15 protein-coding genes are annotated in these 20,262 nt (G+C 40.5%); 4 read left to right on the forward strand and 11 right to left on the reverse strand.

Annotated features, from left to right (window positions below; genetic code table 11):
* Positions 1 to 100 precede the first annotated feature (100 nt).
* Entirely contained in the window at positions 101 to 556 is a 456-nt protein-coding gene (locus tag KNP68_RS14195) for a hypothetical protein (protein WP_214799966.1), read from the reverse strand.
* Between the two features lie 344 nt (positions 557 to 900).
* Between KNP68_RS14195 and KNP68_RS14200 the strand changes: the two genes are divergently transcribed.
* Both KNP68_RS14200 and KNP68_RS14205 read left to right on the forward strand, forming a co-directional pair.
* A complete protein-coding gene (locus KNP68_RS14200) occupies positions 901 to 2,808 on the forward strand; it encodes a beta-glucoside-specific PTS transporter subunit IIABC (RefSeq protein ID WP_214799968.1) in 1,908 nt (635 codons plus the stop codon).
* Between the two features lie 47 nt (positions 2,809 to 2,855).
* The gene (locus tag KNP68_RS14205; protein ID WP_214799970.1) at positions 2,856 to 4,298 is read left to right on the forward strand and encodes a 6-phospho-beta-glucosidase; all 1,443 of its coding nucleotides are present in this window, start codon (positions 2,856 to 2,858) and stop codon (positions 4,296 to 4,298) included.
* Positions 4,299 to 5,026: 728 nt separating this feature from the next.
* On the opposite strand, the gene KNP68_RS14215 is transcribed toward KNP68_RS14205, so the two are convergent.
* The 8 genes from KNP68_RS14215 to KNP68_RS14250 all read right to left on the reverse strand — a co-directional run bounded on the left by KNP68_RS14215 (position 5,027) and on the right by KNP68_RS14250 (position 15,787).
* Positions 5,027 to 5,545 (reverse strand): hypothetical protein, encoded by a 519-nt coding sequence (locus KNP68_RS14215; RefSeq protein WP_214799972.1) that lies wholly within the window; start codon positions 5,543 to 5,545, stop codon positions 5,027 to 5,029.
* Between the two features lie 96 nt (positions 5,546 to 5,641).
* Complete coding sequence (locus tag KNP68_RS14220) at positions 5,642 to 7,096, reverse strand: class 1 isoprenoid biosynthesis enzyme (protein ID WP_214799974.1); 1,455 nt, start codon at positions 7,094 to 7,096, stop codon at positions 5,642 to 5,644.
* A 119-nt stretch (positions 7,097 to 7,215) separates the two neighbouring features.
* On the reverse strand, positions 7,216 to 8,793 hold the full coding sequence (locus KNP68_RS14225) for a phospholipase D-like domain-containing protein (RefSeq protein ID WP_214799976.1): 1,578 nt from the start codon (positions 8,791 to 8,793) through the stop codon (positions 7,216 to 7,218).
* The gene (locus KNP68_RS14230) at positions 8,784 to 12,266 is read right to left on the reverse strand and encodes an AAA domain-containing protein (protein WP_214799978.1); all 3,483 of its coding nucleotides are present in this window, start codon (positions 12,264 to 12,266) and stop codon (positions 8,784 to 8,786) included. Before KNP68_RS14230 ends, KNP68_RS14225 begins: the two co-directional genes overlap by 10 nt.
* Before the next feature lie 23 nt (positions 12,267 to 12,289).
* Positions 12,290 to 13,969, reverse strand: coding sequence for an Hsp70 family protein (locus KNP68_RS14235; RefSeq protein WP_214799980.1), 1,680 nt, complete (start codon positions 13,967 to 13,969; stop codon positions 12,290 to 12,292).
* Complete coding sequence (locus KNP68_RS14240) at positions 13,962 to 14,771, reverse strand: hypothetical protein (protein WP_214799982.1); 810 nt, start codon at positions 14,769 to 14,771, stop codon at positions 13,962 to 13,964. Before KNP68_RS14240 ends, KNP68_RS14235 begins: the two co-directional genes overlap by 8 nt.
* Positions 14,772 to 14,843: 72 nt before the next feature.
* Complete coding sequence (locus KNP68_RS14245; protein WP_214799984.1) at positions 14,844 to 15,356, reverse strand: hypothetical protein; 513 nt, start codon at positions 15,354 to 15,356, stop codon at positions 14,844 to 14,846.
* An 11-nt stretch (positions 15,357 to 15,367) separates the two neighbouring features.
* Positions 15,368 to 15,787, reverse strand: coding sequence for a CFI-box-CTERM domain-containing protein (locus tag KNP68_RS14250; protein ID WP_214799985.1), 420 nt, complete (start codon positions 15,785 to 15,787; stop codon positions 15,368 to 15,370).
* A gap of 232 nt (positions 15,788 to 16,019) precedes the next feature.
* On the opposite strand from KNP68_RS14250, the gene KNP68_RS14255 reads away from it, so the two are divergent.
* Complete coding sequence (locus tag KNP68_RS14255) at positions 16,020 to 17,909, forward strand: hypothetical protein (RefSeq protein WP_214799986.1); 1,890 nt, start codon at positions 16,020 to 16,022, stop codon at positions 17,907 to 17,909.
* Between the two features lie 98 nt (positions 17,910 to 18,007).
* Positions 18,008 to 18,436 carry a hypothetical protein gene (locus KNP68_RS14260; protein ID WP_214799987.1) on the forward strand — a complete coding sequence of 143 codons (429 nt, stop codon included), beginning with the start codon at positions 18,008 to 18,010 and terminating at the stop codon, positions 18,434 to 18,436.
* Between the two features lie 75 nt (positions 18,437 to 18,511).
* On the opposite strand, the gene KNP68_RS14265 is transcribed toward KNP68_RS14260, so the two are convergent.
* Together KNP68_RS14265 and KNP68_RS14270 are read right to left on the reverse strand one after the other, a co-directional pair.
* Positions 18,512 to 19,090, reverse strand: a complete 579-nt coding sequence (locus KNP68_RS14265; RefSeq protein WP_214799988.1) for a hypothetical protein — start codon at positions 19,088 to 19,090, stop codon at positions 18,512 to 18,514.
* 186 nt (positions 19,091 to 19,276) lie between these two features.
* Positions 19,277 to 20,245, reverse strand: a complete 969-nt coding sequence (locus KNP68_RS14270; RefSeq protein WP_214799989.1) for an aldose epimerase family protein — start codon at positions 20,243 to 20,245, stop codon at positions 19,277 to 19,279.
* Positions 20,246 to 20,262: the final 17 nt, after the last annotated feature.

A 20,262-nucleotide genomic window follows, 5' to 3' on the forward strand; every position in this document is an offset into this window, starting at 1 on the left:
ATTAGGCTACCTCACACCGATAAAATATGGTGTGGCGGCAGCCTAATCAAGGTGTTTTTATTAGTGTCTCATATAGCTAGGTCAGTCTAGACCTCGTTTTTCATTTCAACTCGCGATGTAGCTCGCGGTCAGTGATATAGTCTGGCTCGAGCTTTAAGATGACCCGGTCGAAGGCACGCTGGAGACCGAACATCCCCATGCAGAGCGCTGCGAACAAGATAAAGAAGGACGGACCCGCCGAGCCGGAATCGTACCAGCCGAGAAGCGCGTACAGCATGACCAATCCGCATAACGTCAGCCAAAACGGCAACCGGACGAGCCGCTGATACGTCGCATTGTCGTTGAACGAGGCTCGAATCGTGCCGAGTTTCCATTCGCGAATGACTAATGGAATAACGCCTAGAAATCCGATGCCGAGCACGACGAATTCGTATTGGGACACGTACTGGGCGAGCGTTCCCGTGATGATGGCAGAAGCGGCCCCAATGATGAATGTCTTCGCATTTCCTTGCCGTGCGTAGTCGACAAGGCGGCGGATATGTTGTTCACGTCTCATGGTCAAAGCTCCTTTAGTTAGTGTTAATGATATGTACGAATCCTTCCCCACGTTGGTTTCAATTCAAAATGATTCCCATCTATAGAAGTAAAAAATCTCACTTGTGACAGAATAAAGAAATCTGAATATTTGTAAATGTAAGCGTTGACATTTCGTTTTGGCACGTGCTACATTTCAAGTATCAAATAACAACTGAACGGTCTCCTGCGCAGGAATGTTACCTTTAGTGGGCATAACCTGACTCGAGTCAGATGGCATACGTGATTTTACGTATTTCCTCTGACACGGGTCAGGTTTTTTATTTGACGCGAACGTAAAATCCAATGGAAAAGGAAGGTATGGACATGAAATACGAACAGCTCGCACGCGACATTATCCAGCAAGTCGGCGGCAAAGAGAACGTCAACAGCGTCGTCCACTGTATCACCCGTTTGCGCTTCAAATTAAAAGACGAGAGCAAGGCCAACACGGAAGCCCTCAAAAACATGGATGGTGTCGTCACCGTCATGAAGAGTGGCGGTCAATACCAGGTCGTCATCGGTAATCACGTCCCCGACGTGTATAAAGCTGTCGTCGAAGTCGGCGGTTTCCAAAACCAGTCACCTGTTGAAGAAGAGGAAGGCCCGAAAGGATCATTATTCAGCCGGTTCATCGATATCATCTCTAGCATCTTCACCCCTGTCCTCGGCGTCTTGGCCGCGACCGGGATGATTAAAGGGTTCAACGCCCTCTTCGTCGCCCTCGGTTGGCTCGACGCCACATCCGGCACGTATCAGCTGTTGAACGCCATCGGTGACTCGTTGTTCTACTTCTTCCCAATCTTCCTCGGCTATACGGCCATTAAGAAGTTCGGCGGCAGTCCGTTTATCGGGATGGCCATCGGGGCGGCGCTCGTCTATCCGACGCTGTCGACGCTCACGGCCGGTGACCCGCTTTACACCGTTTTCGCCGGCACCATGTTCGAGTCACCGATCCATATCACGTTCCTCGGTGTGCCGGTCATCTTGATGACATACTCGACATCGGTCATTCCGATCATCATCGCGGCGTTCTTCGCAGCGAAGCTTGAGAACTTCTTGAAGACGGTTATTCCAGACGTCGTCAAAATGTTCATCGTGCCATTATTGACGTTGCTCATCATCGTCCCACTCACGTTCATCTTGATCGGACCAATCGCGACATGGGCTGGTATGTTGCTCGGTAGCGCCACAGTCGCCGTTTACAACTTGAGCCCGCTCGTCGCCGGGATCTTCCTCGGTGGTCTCTGGCAGGTGTTCGTCATCTTCGGCCTACACTGGGGACTCGTCCCGGTCGCCATCAACAACTTGACGTCACTCGGGGCCGACCCTGTACTCGCACTCGTCTTCGCGGCCTCATTCGCGCAAATCGGTGCCGTACTCGCAGTCTTCCTTCGCATTAAAAATCAAAAGATCAAAACGCTCTCGATCCCGGCCTTCATCTCAGGCATCTTCGGGGTCACCGAGCCGGCCATTTACGGGGTCACGCTCCCGCTCAAGAAACCGTTCATCATGAGCTGTATCGGTGGTGCCGTCGGTGGTGGGATCATGGGCATCATGGGGACACAAGTGTATATGATCGGGGGACTCGGCGTCTTCGGTTACCCGTCGAACATCTCACCGGAAGGCATCACGACCGGCTTCTACGGCTCACTCATCGGAACGGCCGCCGCCTTCGTCGTCGGTTTCGTCTTAACGTATCTCTTCGGTGGCGTCAATAAAGCGGTCGCCGCAACACCACAACCAGAAGTCACACCGGTCTCACAAGAAGTGTCAGCGACGAAAGTCGGCCAAGAACAGATCCTTAGCCCGCTCGCCGGCAACGTCGTCAACTTGAAAGACATCTCGGACGTCGCCTTCTCATCCGGCTCACTCGGCCAAGGCGTCGCCATCGAACCGACGGAAGGTAAGCTCGTGGCTCCAGTCTCGGGTACGGTGTCCGCCCTCTTCCCGACGCATCACGCCATCGGCATCACGACCGAGACGGGCGCTGAGGTGCTCATCCATATCGGTATGGACACGGTTCAACTCGAAGGCAAACACTTTAAAGCCCACGTCACGCAAGGCGAATTTGTCGAGAAAGGACAGCTGTTGATCGAGTTCGACCTCGGCGCGATCAAACGCTCTGGCCGTGCCCTCACGACACCGGTCATCGTCACGAACCGGAAAGTGATTTCACCGAGCCGCGCCACAAACGTTCGCTCAGGCGAAGCCTTGTTTGTCATTAACGAATAAAATGTGGGAGGGATCGTCCCTCCCCTATCTGAGAAAGGATAGATTTGATGAGTTTTCCAAACGGATTTTTATGGGGCGGCGCCATCGCCGCGAACCAAGCAGAAGGTGCGTACTTAGAAGGTGGCAAAGGCTTGACGACGGTCGACTTGTTGCCGACTGGCAAGAAGCGGTTCGACGTCATGTTCGGCGACTTGTCGTCACTTGAGCCGGTGCCGGGCGAGTTTTATCCGTCACACGAAGCAATAGACTTCTATCACCGTTATAAAGAAGATATCGCGCTGTTCGCCGAGATGGGCTTCAAGGCGCTCCGCCTGTCGATTTCATGGGCCCGTATCTTCCCGAATGGCGATGACGCCGAGCCAAACGAGGCCGGACTCCAGTTTTATGACGACGTCTTCGACGAGCTGTTGAAGCACGGCATCGAGCCGGTCGTCACGATCGCCCACTTCGACGTGCCGGTCAGCCTTATCCAAAACTACGGCAGTTGGCGCGACCGCCGCGTCGTCGATTTCTTCGAGACGTACGCGACGACGCTGTTCACCCGCTATAACGGCAAAGTGAAGTATTGGATGACGTTCAATGAAATCAATATGTTGCTCCACTTGCCGTTCATCGGCGCCGGGCTCGTGTTCGAGGACGGTGAGGACAAGCAGCAAGTGAAATACCAGGCGGCGCATCATCAGCTCGTCGCGAGCGCGAAAGCGGTCAAAGCGGCACACGCCATCAATCCTGACATGCAAGTCGGCTGTATGCTCGCGGCCGGTCAGACGTACGCCTACTCATGCAACCCGAACGACGTCTTGGACGCGATGGACAAGGACCGTGAATCGTTCTTCTTCATCGATGTGCAGTCACGTGGCGAATACCCAGGCTACGCCAAACGCTATCTCAATGAGCACGGCATCACGCTCCAAATGGAAGACGGCGACCTCGAGCTGTTGAAACAGCACACGGTCGACTATATCGGCTTCAGCTATTACGCGAGCCGGACGACGAGCACGGACCCGGAGATCAACGCATCGACCGAAGGCAACATCTTCAGCTCGCTCGAGAACCCGTTCCTCGAGAAGTCGGAGTGGGGCTGGACGATCGATCCGACCGGCTTCCGTATCACGGCGAACCAACTGTACGACCGTTACCAGAAACCGTTGTTCGTTGTCGAGAACGGACTCGGTGCCGTCGATACGCCGGATGCGAACGGCTACGTCGAAGACGATTACCGCATCGACTATATGGCGAAACATATCGAACAGATGCATGAGGCGATCAAGGACGGTGTTGAGATTCTCGGCTACACGAGCTGGGGCCCGATCGACTTGGTCAGTGCCTCGACCGGTGAGATGAAGAAACGTTATGGCTTCATCTACGTCGACAAGGATAATGAAGGCAACGGGTCCCTCACCCGCTCGAAGAAGAAGAGCTTTGATTGGTACAAGCAAGTTATCGCGACGAATGGCGAAAAAGTGACCCCTCCCCTCAAAACCACATAACCACGCGAATCGAACCGGTCCCGTTGACTGGTTCGATTTTTATTAAAAAGATTTTCACCGTAACACTTGTCCACGTCATCTGTTCGATTTATTTGAATCAACTGTTGATAGCTGACTATGCGACACTTGAGAATTGTATCGAAGCAGATTGACTCGGTTTCGACTACATCTCGACGACGCTCCACGGCTATACGCCTGAGACGAACGGCTCGCTCCTCTTCCACGACGACTTCAGTTTCTTGAAAGACGTGCTCGACCACGTTACGCAAGCGGTCGGCGGCGGGGTCATCACATGGCCGCAACAGATTACGGCGCGGTTTGAAGAGGTGATGTCTTCTTCTGCTACACCAAAATAAGCAAAAACGTGCTTCGCTCCAATTCGATGGAGTGAAGCACGTTTTTGCTTATTTTTATAAGAAGAACACACCAAACGAGATGACGGGGGTCTAGAAGTTCAAAGAGCAGGTCTAATAACTTGAAATGGAGAACGGTACCACCGAGAGTTTTTTCGTAGTTATCAAGTCCTTGCCCTGCGTTTCAAAGAAGAGTTCGATGACATGAATCACTTCAAACGAGAGCTCGTGCGTTCTATCGAACACTACGACTAACGTCAAATCAAGAGACGACTAAAAGACTGAACCCAGTAGAATATCGGACCCAGGTCCTCTATACGCCATTTCACAAAAGGTAATCCTTTCGTGTGAATTTAAGGGATTTCTATTGTTACATTAACTTATAGAGCTATTAAACATTTTTACTGCTGTTCCATTTACTTCTCGTCTACCGCAATTTTTTTTATCGATGAACTCAAACACATCTCCTTCTCGCCCAGTAAAAAAGTAAGCCATTTGTCTACACAACAGTATTACGGCCCTTGTTAGACAAGTTTCCCAATAAGGATTATAAGAACTTAAGCTTGGATTATTAGCAAGATTAAGTTCTTGAGAAGGATTGATAGCACGAGACCTTGATATGGCATTTAAGGTACCGGGATCGCTGAACTCAACTCTCATAAGATTTATAGCTGCATCTCTTGCGGTCTGGTTGCAACTGTAAAGATAATTGTCTATTTCTTCGCCCATTCCGAAACTATCAACAATTTGCATAGCACCGTCTAACCAATCTTGGTATGCCATCAAACCGTAAGCTAATTCCAAATTATCAAATGGTTTATTCGGTCTATATGACTGCATAAACCTTCCAGCCCTTTGTATCTCAAGAATAATCTGTTGCTCAACATTATTCAAAATATCATCCCCTATTTTGTTATTGGATATCTCTTATCCAGATATGAATGATTCGATAATTTATAATTCTGGCTCAGACTACTTTTGTCCTTCTTTTTATTTTTTATAATTCACAAAGTGTGTCTTTAGCGTTAGTAGCATATCTTTAAAATCCGAAAAAGTAGCCAATGTGTCAATTTCAACTTTATATTTTTTAGAAAATCTTTCGAAATCTATACCTGTATGTACATTCACACTATTTAAAAAATCATCTTTGAAATAATTAAGGTTAATCAAATAGAATTTTAGAAAATCTAAGCGAACTGCAAATAGTTCCATGCGTCTAAAAAAGACAGGCCGTTTCAGGGAAGGAATCAAAGTTGTCATCTGCTCAAAATTCTGTTGGACTCCTACTAGTCCATACAATGCCTCTTCTAAATCGCCGTCTTCTTTTATCCGCTTAGACCAAATAGTATTAATGTTTTCTTGTAAATCAATTTCTATGTCATGTAAATCATCCATCAATTGAAAAATTGCTCCCATGCCAAAGAAGTGTCGAAATGCCATTTTGTCTAATTCCCCTAAAGCCACATATCCATAAAAAGCAAAAGCATAGCCACCTTTATTTAAAGAAATTTTAATAATATCTTCCTCTGCCAAGTTTCTACTCTGTTGATCTAACGAATTAATTTGCCATTCGTGAAGCTTTAACAAAATTTCGACTAATTCAGGATGAGATGATACAGGGTATTTTGAATAAATAATATCGATTAAGCGGAACACTGCGTTTACATCTTCAAACTCACTTGAAATCTCTTCTCCCTTTATTTTTTTCTCCATTTGAATAATCATTTCTTCAGTGACTTGATTTCGATCAATAAAATCATCCTGAGCCGGATGGATAGCAGAAGCGGCAAACATGACTTCTCGTAAATCTTCAGGTAATAATAATTTCCCTGTAGTAATGACACCATGTATATATAAATTGAAATAGTTAAATAGACATCGCTGTTCGCCGTCTTCAACATAGGAAATATCATACTTATCGCTATACCGTATCAAGTCTTCAATACATTCATAGATGATATACCATATCGCAACAGCATAATGCTCCACTTTGGGCTTCCAAAATGAACGATGTGATTTATCGATATAACGATTAATCATCCTTAAAATTTCTTCTATTTCTATGGTGTCTGAATGAGAAATATTGCTGATCTGTTCATCCAATGCTTTAATGGCTTCTTCATTTTTTTCTAATTCTGGAATAGCAAAATAATCGAATAGGCTTACCTCTTTCGTCTCAATTGCTTCAAAGTATGCATTAGAAAAAGATTGCGTGATAAATGCCGCTTCTTCTGCAAGCGTTAAATGCGCAGCTGTAACTTCCCCGTTGTCGTTATACATAGAAATCGCAAATTCTGCCAACCGATCAATCGAACTACTACTTAAATTAATATCATTTTGTTCCAGGTGTTTATCAATTTGAATCTCTTCATTTAAGTGTCTGCGTAATTTGAATTGCTCAAGCATAGAAATTTTTTTATTAAAATCACGTTGCACCCACTTCATATATAACTTCTTAAACAAGTATTTCCTTAATTTTTTCATTAGTCACTCCTGTTAAATATTCACTTATAGCTTTATTTACAATCGAAGCGGACGTCTGGAGACATCCGCTTCACAATCATTTAAAAATCAAATCGTAGCTTAATTGTCTCTTGAATAAGAGTTTCATCTTGACAGTATGTGCTACCTTCATTTCTAAAATACTTGTCTTCGCCCCCTGAATAAGATAAGAAATTGAAGCTACCATTAATGTAGTGAACGTCATCACAGATAAGTAATTTCTCATGGGTTTGACCAAACTTTAGTCCAAACAAATCATCATAAGGTTCAGCAATACGAATCAGTTCGTTCGCAATTTTTTGTGTATTTTTATCACGATAATCTTGATTGTCACTGGTGAAATCAGCAATCCCGCAAATGATACGAACTTTTACACCACGCTTAAGTAAATTTTCTAAATCGCGCTTAAATTCGCTATTGATAACATAGTTATTCATCCATGGACTAATGATGTATAAGGATTTTTCTGCATTCTTTAAGTACTCGAGAAATTGTTCACGAATTTTGTAGTTCATAATGTACTGTATGGAAATATCTTTTGGTGCTAAATGTTCAATGTTTTCTAACGACTGTCGGTATTCTTCAATTTGAGCCAGTTGGAGGTACGTGTCTTTATTCATTTCCTCTAAAGGCTCTACGTGCTCGATCTTCTCAATCATCTCTGTACTTTGACCTGCATTTACTTCGTCTATATTCTGTTGACTGATTCGTTCGACCCAAGTCTCATCATTAACAACTGTCGCCAATCGTGTACTAAGCATTTCAGTGGCATAATTTTTTAATGCCGTTAAAATCCCATCGATTGAAACCTGTTCCGGTTCATCAACAAGTAAATCAGCAAAGTATCCATCCTCTGCTAATTCCATAATGGATTCTGTGACTTGTTGGTCAACAAAGTCTTTGCCACATGGATCATGAGCAATTAACTTAAATTCATTTGCGTCATTCTGAAAAACAAGTACACGGTATTCGTGGTAATAGATTTCTCGGTCTGCTAGTAATTCAAAATGTTCAATATTCACAATACTTTTAGACGTAATCTGTTCTTGTTCTGCTTGATCTGTTTCATCGATCTTTTCAATCGTTTGACGAGCAAGCAACTGAAAATGCAAGTCTGATTCATACTTTGGAAAAACAGTCGGAGTAATAATCAACTGGTCTTTCTCTTTCGAGATTTCCTTAATTTTTTTAAACCGGTGTTCATGAGAAGTCGAGAAAAAATCTAATTTGTACTTATCTCCTAGGCCGTCATAGTACCAGTCGGTCATCATTGTTTTCGGTTCAAACCGTGTTCTTTTTTCAATAAGAGTTTTTCCAAGTTCAGTAAACCTGTAAAATATTTGACTGTCCTCAACCCGTTCCTCTAGATAGTCACTATCTAATAAGGGGGCAATCACCATATCAAATACTTCTTCATCCAATGCTAAAACAAACATGATTTTTGATTTAGTTGCAATACCGCGCTCAATGCATTTACAAACAAAATCTTCTGTCATCGTTAATTCAGTTTCATACAAATAGTTCATCTGTAGAGTCACTTTAAAAAACGGAATCCAGACACTATAGGAGCCTTTTAAGCGATAGTCATCCATAAACTCTTCGTAACGTTCATGGATCTGTTCTATTTTCATTAATTCCATACGGTTTCACCATCTTTCAAAAAATCATTCGCATGTAAAACCGTATTCCGTTGTTCTGAATCGTTAATCATGCTATTGATTTTGAAAACTTTTGATTTATTGCTACGAATAAAATCAACATTACCCACATAAATAGATAATTCTTGCGCCCGTGATAATGCTACGTTCATGCGCGAATCCTGACGAATGTGACCTACAATCCCTTGTTTATTGTTACGTACAAGGCTATTAATGATAATATTCTTTTCTCGCCCTTGGAAGGCATCCACTGTATTGATTTCAATATCAAGCATCGGATATTGTTCAGTATCAATAACTTCTAAGAGTTTATTCATTTGAGCCTTATAAGGACTAATAATCCCTAGAGATTTTCGAACTTGTAGCTTGTTATTCAACCATTCTAATACAGCAATGATCGTTTGAATCTCACCCTCGTTGTAGAACGACGTGCTTTCTTTCTTTTCGAAAAACTGAGGTGAGTTTGGCGTATCTATCCAATAAAATGCTTTAGATAGATGAGTTTCTAACGTATGTTTTTTGAAATGTACGTTCTCACCATCTAATAATTTCCCGTCGTAATAATATTTTGAGACAACATGAGAAATATCTGGATTCATACGGAATTGCTTATTTAAAAATGTTTTAAGTTGATCGTGTGCATCCTCGTACAATAAGCCAAATAAAGACTTTTTATAAACTGAGTTAATTTCAGTGGTATTGACCACATTATCTCGTTCTAATTTCTCTAAAATATCACGTTCTAACGTTGGACTAATTTGCTTATGGTCTCCAACAAGTACAATTTTTTTACCGCGAATCAAAGGAATCAACAATTCCATACTTGAAGCACGTGCAGCCTCGTCTAAAATAACGTAGTCGAACTCTGTATCTAGGAAATGGTTATTGGTCGTTGAGGCGATACCTAAGCAAGTTGCACTAATTAAATTTGAGGTGTTAATATAAATATCCTCAAAGCTTTGCTGATAATATGCTAATTTTTGCTTCCATTCCTCTTGAATATCTAGCGTCGATTCATACAATTTTAACTCTTCTACATTCTTCTCATATGTAGAAATAAACGCATGTGTTCGAGATAATTCTTGTTCAATTTCTAGCTGATCAAATTGAATACCGTAATAAGCCATATAAACTTTCAATAGATTATTTTGCGCATAACTAACTAATGACTCATTAAATCTCGATACATACCTCTGATTCTTGTGCTTTTCTATTTTCAGTGCGTCAAGCATTTGCTGTAGTTCTACCAACTCCTTTTGAACAGAAGCGGCTTTATTAAAGTCATCCAACTTAGTTAATAGTTGTGTATGTTGAATCACTGATGAAAATTCTTCTTTAAAACTATCAATTCGACCCCACAAATCTACGAATTTTTCTTTAGTTATCGTAGAAGTATTAAAATACTTCTCCCAAATATGACGATTTTGAATGATTGTTTGCTCAATTACTCCTTTAATTTCAAGTGCTAAATTGCGTAAGTTTAAAGCTTTAACATTTAAGTTCGAAATTTTTTCGTCAAGCTTTGTTAGTTGATATTTTTTCTCATGCCAATCTACTTTTAAGTCTTCAATCGTCAACTTGAAGTTGTTTACGTCATGCATAAGATAAGTTTGCATTTGCTCCGATAATTCAGGGCGTTGTGCTTCTAACCCTTCGATTCGTAAATTCGTATACTTCATGTCGTTTACAATTTGTTCCATCAGTATAATAGAATTCGCTCGATCTTCTTTTAATTGTTTTACTTCAGCAATAATTATTTGAATTTCATTCACTAAACCTTTGTAAATACGTACATTGTAAGTATCTTCATCTGATAGGTGTATTTCATCCATTATGTCAGCACTCATAATATTTTCTGTTAAAGTGTTCGTACTATTTTGCTGAATTTTATTCAATTGTTCTAAGACACCTGCATGCCCTTCAATTGCTGCATGCTGAATCTGTGCAACACTCTTCTTGTCGTCTAGTTTGTTTTGTAAGTGATTCTCTTCATTAATTGTCTTGCCCAGTATATCTTCATAAGTGATAAGGTTTTTCTTAATATTAATCATCGGTTTAATCTCTTTTTTTACATAACGATGAGCTTCTAGCAAAGTTGTACTGTTCTTCATCATTTCCTTTACAACCTTGAAATGATTAGGACGTTCATTCAACGTAGTTGTCATTTTATTCTGTAAATCTTCGACTCGATGTTCGAGTGAATATTGAATACTATCAAGCTCAAATTTTTCTTTCGGACCAATTCGAATAGCGCGCACATTTTCTTTTTGACCAATACGCTGTAAAACATTATCGACTGCTAAATTTGTTTGAGACGACAATAGAATTTTTTTATTATCATTTACTAGATATTGAATAATTTCGCTAATTACGGTTGTTTTGCCAGTGCCTGGAGGACCTTGAATAAGATAAATATCACTACAAGTTAGAGCACCTAAGACAGCTTCTTTTTGCTTGTCTTTGAACTCATGGAACCCATCAGAGAGCAATTCAAATTTAACCTGTTCATTCACAACGGGATTTTTAATCGAACCAATTTCAGGAATAAAGTTTTTTAGTTGCTTATTTACACTTTCTCCTCTAAATAAGGTTTTTAAAGCTTCACTTTCACGTCTAAGTTTAGATTTTGATCCGACATCATCAACCCATAAATAACCTGTTTTCAATCGTTTATCTTCCATTAATTTTTGGATGGTCAAGGAGTTAGAGTGAATAATAAGTATACGATTACCTTTATGGTATTTTCTTACACGACCTAGATTGAAGCCTCGTAATGTCTTTAAATGACCATTGTCTAATTGATAACGTCTCTGCCATACGTCTTCAGACGCAATTACAATGTTCTCATCTACTCTATAATCAGAGTTACCTTCGTTTAGTTGAACTTTAATTAATTCTTTATCAAAATCAATCGTAAAACGATTAAATTGTGCGATAGACGCTGTTTTTCTTTCAAACAAAGCTTCTTCTTGATATTTTTTTACAATATCGTGATTTTCCCAGTACGCGATATATTTTGCAAACGCAACACCATCGTCAATTGAAAAAGAATCTTCACTATTCTTTCTCAGTTCGTCCTCAATAAACCTCATAGAAGATTCATTTTGACTGTGATTGTTCTTTTGTAAACGACGCGTATCATTTGGCATCACGAACGTCCAATCCCCAGTTAAGATTTTCCCCCGTTCTAAAATAAAGTGATACTGAAAATCTTTTACTGTTTTAACTGAAACGACTTTCAAACTATCTTTTTCGTTTGCCCCAACACAAACAAGTGCTAAATGTTTAGACCAAATTTTTATATAACTACCTTCTTCAAAATACAGGAGACCACGATTATTCGGACAAAATTCTTTCTTCATAATAGATGGAATATCAGTTAGCGGTTTATTCATTTCATCGTATATCGTCTTTAAATCATCTACAATTCGGGGTAATAATATAATATTTTTCATCCCTCATACCTCACTTTGATCGACTAGTCTAAAAGGCCCGCCATAATATCATCTAATTCATCTTTATTCTCATATTTAATTGCTTCGATGATACGATTTTTATCTTGGTGTGCATTATGTTTTTTCAAAGATTCTACCATCGCGATTGCCTCTTCGACTTTATCATCCTGAATAAAGTGTGATTCAACCTTATTTTTTGTAGCGCGAGATGCTTCAACGCTATAGCCATATTTGTGTGTATGAGTCACCTCAACACCCGTGCTTAATACCTTTGCGCGAATTGATAAAATACCATCTGTATTGTATTTGAAAGTAATTCGAATTTTCTCTTTTCCAGCGTCACGTTCAGGAATGTTGCGCACCACAAAATCGCATACTTTTTCGTTCTCACTAGCATAGTTCGATTCGCCTTGATAAATTTCAAGCTCCATCGTGTTTTGTCTATTTAAAGCAGTTGAGTACTCTTCACTAAATTCCTCACCATAAGGGAAGTTTTTCGTGATTAATGGATCAAATAAATCATTACTGACACCATCGCCATATTTTAAGCCTAAAGTAAATGGACATACGTCACGGGTGATACTGACGTTTTTCTTTAGCAGTGACGTTCCTGATAGATTTGCCGCTTCAATACCTGCACCAATAGCTACACATTCATCAGGATTAATGTTTCCAAAGGTTGCAGGAATACCAAGTTTCGACTTGATTTGTTTTGTTACGAATGGGATTCGGCTGCTACCGCCGACTAGTAGTACCTTGTCGATATGTCTGAGTGTTACACCACTCTCCCTCGCTACGTTGAGGACGATTTGAATCGTCTTGTCAATTTCTTTACTAATTAACGATTCAAATTCACTTCTTTTCATTTTTCTAAAATAACCGATTGTTCCACCGTCTGGCTTTCGAAGATTCGGGATGCTTATAGATGCTTCCTCTTTGTCAGTCAAATCAATTTTCAAGGCTTCAACAGCCGAAAAAATTTGAAGTGCCCCAAAATCTAAGTTTGTTTTTTGCCCGTTAAATGAGAAACCTCGCATTTGTTTTAATTCCTGATTAACAACATTGAATAACAACTTATCAATATCGCTACCACCTAACTCTCGATTACCGCCTGTCGCTAATATTTTTACCTTTTGGCCATTATAGTTACTTGTAATTTCAGCAATCGAAACATCAAAGGTACCCCCGCCATAGTCATAACAAAGGACCGTCTCTTTTTGAATAGAATTTTCAGCTGCGTACGTAAGCAAAGCTGCTGTAGGTTCATTAATAATTTTTCGAACGGTAAATCCTGCTGCCTCGCCGGCTTGAATTATTTCTTTCCTTTGAGAATCTGAAAATTGAGCAGGGACTGTGATGACAACATCTTTAATTTCTTCGTTAAAATAAAGTTGTAGATTCCGCTTAATTTTCTTTAAAATGATAGCTGCAATTTCATACGGCGACATTAAACGACCATCGAATTTTATTCTTTTAGCTTTACCAATGTCTTTTTTTATTTCTTTTATTCCGTCTCCTTTAGAGAAAGCTCCTAAGTTTTCTTTTGCTTCTTTTCCAATAATCAGTTGACCATCAAACTTACAAACAATCGAAGGTAAGATACGTTCAATATCTTCACTTTGAATTGTCCGAACTTTTCCGTTTTGTGCAAAAGCAACTAACGAGTTAGTTGTTCCAAAGTCAATACCTACAATTTTAGTCATCTAATTCTTCCTCCCAACGGTATACAACAACTGAAGCTTTACGATGTAATTCACCTTTCCAAGTAATTCCTTTTTGTAAAATTGTTTTTATTGAAAATTCTTTTGTTATATCACTTGTCTCGCAAACATCTACGGTGATACATTTTTCTAACTCTAAACGGTCGCCTGCTTCTAGCTTTAAGTAAGAAATCTGCATTGCTTTTAAAACTTCATCGAACTGAATATCGACTTCTTCAATCTTAAATTCATTTAATGACAACCCATACGCTTCCAACAAATCGATTATAATAGTCGCCTGTTCAATGACTTGCTTATACATCTTGGCAAAGTCATCTTTCTTCATTATCAAAGTTTCAATCATTCGGGATTTAATAATTTGATTTTTTATGTCCCAAGTTTTTTCATGATTAGGGTACTTCATCACCTCAATTTGATCTTCTAGTGAAAATTCGTTCAACTGATCTACCAACTGTGAACCTAGATAAATCCATTCGTCTGATTCATTTAACGAAGATGTTGTGCGCTTAGCATTAAACAAAAATGCTGCCTTAGTATCTTCCGACAAGCTTATATCTTTATTTATAGCTGAGATAATTTTTGTCAAATATATATTAAATAAACGATACTGAATCCAATCGTTTAAATGGGAGAGCTCCTCTATCGTGAAAGAAGGCGATTGTTTAATGGCGGTAGAGTATGCCTGCTTTACGTCTTTCATGGACGGACTAAGAGGCTTAATTGACTTTTCATTAAGTTGAAGGTATCCAAGGGGCCGGTCGTCTTCCCACAAACCTTTTCGCATTTTCGCTTTCCTCCCGAGTCTCACAAATAGTTTTATTAGCCACATCATTATTCACCCTTATTCTTCTATAAGTTATTGTTTAAAAAATTGATGTAACGTATTCAAGAAATATTCTGATTCATTACGTTTGAAAACCTTGATTAAAAATGATGTCTTCTCATATGGGAAAATCTTCAATAGGTTTTGTGCATCATCCAACATAAATTGAATTTGTTTAGAAAAAAAGAGTAGTTCCTCAATAGAAACTACTCGACCTGGAACAAATTCTTCTAAAAGTTCCTCATATCGTTTAGAGTTCTCGTATAAATTAAGTATGAAATTAAAGGTTTCCTTTGGATATCCTTTCGGTACAAATTTATCGGCCAATGAAGTCGATAAAAGTTCTGTTATATATCGTTTTTTTTTCGCGTTCTCATTTAATGAGTCCATCTCGATTTGCCAACGTTTTGCTGACTCCGGCCAACCTTTCTCTTGTTTCCAAAAAGTATGTTCTAGACTGTTAATAGTTTCTTGTATACAAAGCAACTGTAAGTAGTGAAGTTCAGTTTGCAGTATTTCTTTTTTAAATTGTTTTTGTAATTCCACAAGTCACGACCTTATTTAATTAAATGAATAATGCATTTGACCATATAACGTACTGGCGCTTTAAAAACTGGATATTTATTAATAAAGCTTGCTACTATCGGCCCAAACTTGTAATAACCCGTAATAAATTTACGACCGCCACTTGTATATCGAAGCGACCGATCACGCCAATCACGAAGAACCTGAATTTCGTGCTGTAAAGGCGTGCCAAATGCGGCTGTAGCTACAAAACAATCCGAATTATTTGAGCTATTCGAATTGTTCGAGTTACGAGTTCCATGTTGATTTGTACCCGAACCACTATTACCTGTTCCACCTGGTATAACTTTTGAACGTCCTTGTTGATTCGTACCCGAACTACTCTTTCCTGTTCCACCTGGTATGACTTTCGGACGTGCTTGGCCTGTACTTCCACCTATTACTTTAGACATAAAATTCTCCTTAAATATGATATTATTTACCTTATAAAATTATAGCATCTATTACCTCTATATTCATTTCGATTTTTTGAAAGTTAAATATATACAATTTATGTTTAATTTAATTTTTGGCTAAAAAGCATTAACTTCTACTATAAATTCAAGTTGACAATTGAAAATAGTATTAATTAATAATAATTCATTCTTTCTAGGACCAAATTAATAAATCATAGGAGTGACATACTTGAAGCTATTCGAAGTTATCCTAACTTATCCAAAACGTCGAAGCGCATTTGTCCCTAGTGCGAACCAAGTTACGACTCATATCCTTAACGAGTTACGCAAACATAAAGGAACTTACGTCTTTCAAGAACACGAAAAAAGAGACGCTCACCAAATTCACTTGGGCGTCCACGTAAAGGGTGCATCTATAATAGTACTGTCCGGCCATTTCAAATTACGTTTGACACGTTCTTTAAAGCATGAAGAGCTATGGTATCTAACTCCTACCCCACATGAAGAAGCACTATTTTATAGTTGTGGAAAGTTGACAATCGAAGCATACGACAGTCACGGACAACTGATCGCAAAGGAGAAAATGATTGCTCTACCTTTAACAATTCCCATCGAACAATATGAATTATTGCGAACTGAAATTAGAGATATGATGACAATGTTCGAGGTGAATCCCAGCTATTTCACTGGGCAAGATGTCTCAGCTGAACGTTTTGATTCCCCCAAATTAAAATTGTTCTTTGATCAGTTTATGAATGACGTGCACATTGTCTTAACGGATTTTGTTTTCCTGGAGAAAAATGCCTTTAATCCTTATTCAACTGTTAATGTCTTGTCACGAAACATACAGCACGTATTGAATCACGAATATCAAATTTTATCATTACATCACAAGCAATTACGGGATGAACTTCAGACTCGGCAAAACACCGCCACCCTTCCACGCCCTGGCGCTGACCACGGTATGACAGCCGCTATCAATAAAAAACAGGCTATGCTCAAAGAGAGTATTAGCCGTTTAACAACTAATATGAATATGCTGCAACATATGTTGAATCGTCTTCACTCTATCCCTTATGCAACCTCTTTACTCAACGACTACGGCAGTGATTTAGAAGAATTTCAACTTTCGTTGGATCCTAGTGAGCAAGAGAAAAAATTGATGAAGTCGTATCAACAAATTATGAACCTATTTCCTCAATTATCCTTAAACGCAAAAACGCTAACTTATCAAATGTTTGAATCTCCAAGACTTTTTGATATATGGGCACTTTTGAAACTTTACGTAGAATGTATGAAACTACAGTTTGTGCCCCGTGCTTCAATTCTCGAACGTCTGCTTAAACATCAAAATCAATATCAACACTTAAATGGCATGGTTATGCATTTCAGTCACGCAAAAACACAGGACCGGCTCATCGTTGTGTTATCGCCTAAAATTGTTCTAGATGACAAGAGTGTTCGACAACCCGATATTGTTGTCTCTTTTAAAAACACACGGAAAGGATCATATAACCATCATGCTTTGGATGTAAGCCATCTACCTTATCAAAATCAACATTATAGTTATCTATTGCGTAATCACCTAATACATTCTAGGAAGCGTTACATTAATGACTTAACTGGAACACATTTTCAAATGACTAGTACAACATTAGTCCATAGCTCCTTCATGCAAAACTGGAATGTACAACTGCTTGAGGGCGAAACAGCCTATACGCATTCCCATTATCATCTAACGCCCGATCAAACTAACAGTCTTAGAACTTATATAAAGCGCATTCTTCATCAGTACAATGGCAATACGAACTATTGTCCCGCTTGTGGTTCAACTCAACGAGGCATCGCTTACCCGTCTGAAAAACGCGCATATAAATGGACGTACGTCTGTGACTGCACAGAAACTTGGGTCAGTCACTTGTGTAAAAAAGAAGGCGTAACAGACTACCATACAGCCGATGAACCAGAAAATGTGCGCTTGTTAAAATATAGTTCGGAAAACTATAATCCACTTTCAATTGAGACTTGGGACGTCCATTGCCCCGCTTGTAATCGAGATCAGTCAGGAAACATTCACATTCAAAATATTGATGGCGAGCGAATTGAACTCCAATTCTAAAACTAGCTACACTTCTATCGTTGCGTAAAAAATATCTTAGACAACTTTAAAGTCATTCTGCTTGCTTCAGACAAAATATATAAATTGAGGTGATGACATTGGGAATCCGCTTTAAGACAACTCGTTTTCATGTACTTTATGGCCCTGTTCCCTTATTTGAGCGTGTAGAACATAAGTTTCAAAGTCCCAGAGTTTTGAAACTACATGGTAAGCATTTCAGTATGCGACAACTCGAGCGAAACATCCCAGCACACATCATTCAATCTCTGCTAAAGTTTAATACTAATGAATGGGACCTAGTTACGGTCGAAGTACGAAACGACACAGGCAAATTTGTGAATTCTACTTGGGAAAAAGTTATTGAGGATAAAAAATACTGGGTAACGATTGGATTCGGTGATGTTGTCCAAACCATCATCATTAAAGAGAGTAATGGGCTAGGACAGGAGATCGTTAAGCAAGGACTGTTTTTCGAGTTTGTTTCTGAAGTAAATAAGCAATTGATGATTCAAGAATTCCCGGAGTAAATCGACTAAAAAGTTGTATGCAATTCATCTTTGAAAATGCATACAACTTTTTTATTCATTTATCCATGTAATGTTCTAGAGCGGACTATCAAAAAGTTCTTTTCTCCCCTTTATTGTGAAGAGAGAATTAGTTGAAACAGCTTTTTGAGATACTTTATGAAGCTCTACAAGATCTTTTTCATTCAAATTGGTGAGATTCATTTCCCATGAAGTCGAAGGCATTTCATTTCGTTGCGGATCCATATATCTCCACGCCTCCGAATCTTCATCAACCTTCCAATGATAAAGTACATTTTCTAAATCGGCAGTTGAATTTTCAAGGCGAATTTTCAACTCGTAGTCTGTGCTTGATAAGTTTTTAGTTTCTTTTGAAAACCAAATTACCCCACCGGATTCCATCATTGGTTCAACGTCTTCAAACTCATAACCTAATGCATTCAGGTAATCTTGATTTGTCGGCTCTACAGCCGCGCCTGTAAAAGAAAGCGCATAGTAAACCATAGGAATCAATTCCTTCTCTTCGTTCTTTCGAAGCGACTCTAAAATAACGCCTGCTAGTTGGATAGCCATGCTAGGGAGACCACCCCATCTGTAATAGGCAGTTGCAACATGCTCACCATGAAACTCTACATCAAGTCTTAACCGTTCACCCACCTTCATCCCTCCCAATCATAGTAATTATTTCTAATTATAACTCGACAATGCAATTTTTCTGACACTTAACATTTGCTAAATTACTACACGTGCAACCATCTTATATAAATATTGATTTTTAAATCAAACGGCTTGGACTCTTCGGAAATCAGAGTTCAAGCCGTTTAATCACTATAGTTTAATACTTTACTTTGACTCCACCCCGAACCGATAAACCGTCCTCGAGTGATACAACTCCTCGGGGTTTAGTTCAATCGATGTGGCGATGTCTGGATGGTTTGGTGCGTCCGGGAACGCTTGGGCTTCGAGACAAATCGCACTATGTTTCTGCCGTCCCTCGAGCGTGACCGGTGTCTCTTCACTGAGGAAGTTCGCCGTATAGACGACCATGACCGGTTGGTTCGTTTCGACGTCCATGACGCGTCCGCTCACCGGATCGTGTAGACGGGTCACCCCGTCCTTCAAGATGAATGGATGATCAAGTCCTCCAGCTTTTACAATGGCTTCGTCCTCCGACGAAATCGCCTCACCGACCGGCTTCCCGTCACGGAAGTCGAACGGTGTCGTTTCTACTTCAAGCAACTCGCCCGTCGGCAGCGACTCGTCATCGAGCTTCGCGATGCGGTCGGCCGGTAGCGTCAATACGTGATCGTGAATCGTCGGTCGTCCGCCGAGATTGAAATAGTTGTGATGGTTCAAGTTGACCCACGTCCGTTCGTCCGTCTGGGCCGTCATCGTGACGACGAGCTCGTTGTCGTCCGTCAACTCATAGACGACCTTGAACGTGACGTTGCCGGGATAGCCTTCTTCCCCGTCCGGACTTAGATAAGTAAACGTAATCGCCTGCCCCTCGACGTCCATGTCCCAATGTCGGGATGTGATGCCGTCGTCTCCACCGTGGATATGATGCGGGGCCTCGCTTGGGGTCAAGGCTACACCATCAATCTCCGCATTGCGGATCCGTCCGGCAATTCGTCCGACGACAGAACCAAGATAAACCGGGTTCTCCAGGTATTGCTCGGGACTCCCATATTTCAGAATGACAGAGTCCATGTTCCCGTCACGGTCCGGTGCCGTCAACTCGGTCATGGCACATCCGTATGAAATGGCAGACAAGCGCATGCCGTTCTTGTTTTCAATCGTTGCTTCTCTCAACTGGCTCACCTACTTCA

This window comes from Exiguobacterium sp. s50 (assembly GCF_018618175.1).
Classification (GTDB): domain Bacteria; phylum Bacillota; class Bacilli; order Exiguobacteriales; family Exiguobacteriaceae; genus Exiguobacterium; species Exiguobacterium chiriqhucha.